We start from the raw sequence: 3,230 nt of genomic DNA, 5'->3' as shown, positions 1-3,230 counted from the left end.
GCCTGGAAGAAGACCGTCTCCTCGACCTCCTGCCCCCGCCACCCCATCGCCTCATAGAACGCCCGCGCCCGGGCCAGATCGCGAACACCGAGCGTGATCAAGCTGATGCGCTGCTCCATGGGTCCACGCTAGCCCGGGCCGGTCAGCGCGTCCGATACTCGAACCCGACGGACTTAATCCGCAGCGTTGACATAAACTTTGCCGCTCGCCACTCTGAGGCGGACATGCCAACCCCTCGGCGAATGAGGTGACGTACGTGCAGGAACGTCGGACCGATCATCGGCGCCCCGGCCGCCGGAAGGTCCTCGGCCTCACCGGTGGTGCCGCCGCGGTGCTGGCAGGGGGCGGAGCGATCAGAGCGCTGGGGGTGGGCGACGGCGGTGCCGAAGCGCACGCCGCGGGCGCGCACACGGAGCGCGCCGCGGCCCCGCAGGACGCGCTCGGCTCGAACTTCAACGAGGAGCCCCGCGGCATGACCCCCGCGATCCTGGACGACCTCGGCACGCGCTGGGTGCGCGGCTTCGTCGCGACGCCGCGGCTGGACTCGGTGGCGGCGCCCGAGCAGCCGGCCATCAAGTCGCTGCTGTCGTTCGCGGCCGCGGGCTACCGGACCGTGCTGTCGCTGAAGTTCCCGTATCAGGACCAGCCGCTGCCGCAGCCGGGCACCAGCGCCATGGACACCGAACTGGCCCGCGTCGACAAGGCCTTGGCGGCCGTGCTGGAAAAGGTCGACATCCTCATCATCGGCAACGAGCCCTTCCTGGAGACCCGAGCGGAGGACCGCGCCGGCCGCCTGAACCCCTTCTACAAAGCCGTGACCGCGCACGTGATCGCCGAGCGCGCCAGACGCTGCGGCGCCGACTGCAGCACCCGCCTGTACATGGGCGCGCTCAACCGCCTGGAGAAGCCGGAGTGGCGCACCCCGGCGGTGGAGTCCTGGCTGGCGCACGTAAAAGACACTCCGCAGCTCGACGGCGTCGACCTGCACCCGCACGTCGCCGCGATCGAGCACGCGCAGCAGTACACGGATTACGCGCTCCCCCGCATCCGCGGCGACCAGCGCTTCCTGGCCACAGAGTTCTCCCTGGTGCACTGGTGGAAGGAGCACTGGACCGACCCGGTCCCCGGCGTCTACGCCACCCGCTACGGCGTCCCGGCCGGCACCGCCTTCTGGGAGGAGGTCCGCAAGGCCGCCGCGAACCCCTTCCCGCAGGCGCGCTGGCGCGATCTGCTGATGGAGAGCACCTGGTTCGCCTCCCGCCAGGACTGGCTCACGCGCCAGGTGCGGCAGTTCCGCGCCACGGGCCGACTGGCGGTGGCCACGTACGGCACCCTCCAGGGACCCGCGATGACCAGCGACCTCGGCCCGGACAAGATGCCCTGGCTCCTCAACAGCCTCTACGCCAACCTCGTCGCCCAGCGCTCCGCGGACGGCTCCCTGGCCCACAACCCGGCCTTTTACGAGGACTTCCGCGCTCTCCAGTAGCCGCCGGAGTTGGGGGGCAGCACCATGTCCACGCCCCGCGGATGCAATAGTGGCCCGCAACAAGGCGACGGCGGAACGAGGAAGCCGGTGTGAATCCGGCGCGGTCCCGCCACTGTGATCGGCGAGCACAACCCGAAACAGCCACTGCCCGCTCCGCGGGTGGGAAGGCCGGGCGCAGCTACGACCCGAGAGCCAGGAGACTCACGCGGTCGCCTCCTCACTGGAGCTGGGGCGGATTTCCCCAGGGGAGGCAGGCATAGCGTTATGCCCAGGAAAGCCGCAGGGCCTGCGCCCTGCCGGGTCACCGTCTGCCGGGACTGCTGCTGCGGCAGCGCCAAGGTCCCGGGCATCGACCACGCGGCACTGACAGCCCGGCTGCGCCGGGACACCGAGGTCCGGATATCCGAGTGCCTCGACGTCTGCGACCAGGCCAATGTGGTCGTGGTGCACCCGTCGGCCCGCGCCCGTACCGCCGGCGCCCGGCCCGTCTGGCTCGGGCTCGTCAACGATTCCGACGCGGTCGAGGACATCGCCGCGTGGGTACGGGCCGGCGGCCCGGGTACGGCCGACCGGCCCGCGATCCTCGATCTCTACGCGTTCACTCCGCCGCCGCGCGCCGCGTCCGCGCCACCGCCGCGCGATGCCCGCTGACACCCCCGACACATCCGCGGTGAGAGGACCCTCCCCCATGACGGGCATACGCTCGCTTTCCCTGCCCGCGGCCGCCGTGGCCGTCGCGCTGCTGCTGGCCGGGTGCGGGAGCCCCGCTCCGGCGGGCGGCTCCGCGTCCGAAGCCCCGGCCGAGGGCTTTCCGGTCACGCAGACCAACTGCGGGGTGCGGACCACCTATCAGCGGCCGCCGCAGCGCGCCGTCTCCATGAACCAGCACACCACCGAGATCATGCTCGCCCTCGGGCTGCAGAAGTCGATGGCCGGCACCGCCTATCTCGACGACGCGATCCTCCCCGAGTACCGGGCCGCGTACCGCGGGATCAAGGTGCTGGCCGACGAATACCCGTCGTACGAGACGGTGCTGGGAGCCGAACCCGACTTCGTCTACGGCGGGTTCGGCTCCGCCTTCGAGGAGGACGGCCGCTCCCGCGCCGCTCTGAAGAAGGCGGGCATCAACAGCCGCCTCAACATCGAGGAGTGCACCGACGGGCCGGTGACCATGGCGACCATGGCGAAGGAGATCCGCGAGGTCGCCGCGGTCTTCGGCGTCCGGGAACGGGGGGAGCGGCAGCTCCGGAAGCTGAACGGCACCCTGAAGTCGGTCGCGGAGAACGTCGACGGGGTGCGGCCGACCCCGGTCTTCGTCTACGACAGCGGTGACAGGACCGCCTTCACCGCCGGCGGCGCCGGCGTCGGCAACGACATGATCAAGCGGGCCGGCGGGGTGAACCTCTTCGCCGACCTGGACAAGCCCTTCGGCGATGTGTCGTTCGAGCAGGTCGCCGAGCGGGCGCCCGAGGTCATCGTGATCTACGACTACGGGGATCAGCCGGTCGCGGAGAAGAAGAAGTTCCTGCTGTCGAACCCGGCGCTCAAGGACGTACCGGCGATCAAGAACAAGCGCTTCGCCGTGCTGCCGCTGTCCTCGACGCTGCTGGGGGTCCGGGCGCCGGCGGGCGTGGAGTCGCTGGCCCGGCAGCTGCATCCGGAGCGATTCGGTGAGTGAGGTGAAGGAGGCGGATGAGGTGAAGGAGGCCGATGAGGCGCCGGTCGCGGCGCCGGCACCCGCCCC

3 protein-coding genes, 1 pseudogene and 1 riboswitch are annotated in these 3,230 nt (G+C 71.0%); of the genes and pseudogenes, 3 read left to right on the top strand and 1 reads right to left on the bottom strand.

Translation table 11 applies throughout. From position 1 onward, the window contains the following. Nucleotides 1–119, bottom strand: a pseudogene (locus G5C51_RS43565) (VOC family protein); the annotation flags it as partial. A gap of 137 nt (nucleotides 120–256) precedes the next feature. Here G5C51_RS43565 and G5C51_RS40945 point away from each other — a divergent pair. The 3 genes from G5C51_RS40945 (at nucleotide 257) to G5C51_RS40935 (ending at nucleotide 3,164) form a co-directional block, all read left to right on the top strand. Further along, on the top strand, nucleotides 257–1,486 hold the full coding sequence (locus G5C51_RS40945; protein ID WP_165245857.1) for a hypothetical protein: 1,230 nt from the start codon (nucleotides 257–259) through the stop codon (nucleotides 1,484–1,486). A 30-nt stretch (nucleotides 1,487–1,516) separates the two neighbouring features. After that, a riboswitch (cobalamin riboswitch) is annotated at nucleotides 1,517–1,711 on the top strand. A 39-nt stretch (nucleotides 1,712–1,750) separates the two neighbouring features. Then, nucleotides 1,751–2,137, top strand: a complete 387-nt coding sequence (locus G5C51_RS40940; RefSeq protein ID WP_165245855.1) for a (2Fe-2S) ferredoxin domain-containing protein — start codon at nucleotides 1,751–1,753, stop codon at nucleotides 2,135–2,137. A 37-nt stretch (nucleotides 2,138–2,174) separates the two neighbouring features. Continuing rightward, nucleotides 2,175–3,164 carry an ABC transporter substrate-binding protein gene (locus tag G5C51_RS40935; protein WP_165245853.1) on the top strand — a complete coding sequence of 330 codons (990 nt, stop codon included), beginning with the start codon at nucleotides 2,175–2,177 and terminating at the stop codon, nucleotides 3,162–3,164. Nucleotides 3,165–3,230: the final 66 nt, after the last annotated feature.

Source organism: Streptomyces coryli (genome assembly GCF_011044975.1).
In the GTDB taxonomy this organism is placed as follows: domain Bacteria; phylum Actinomycetota; class Actinomycetes; order Streptomycetales; family Streptomycetaceae; genus Streptomyces; species Streptomyces coryli.
This window is presented reverse-complemented; position numbering and strand designations above follow the sequence as displayed.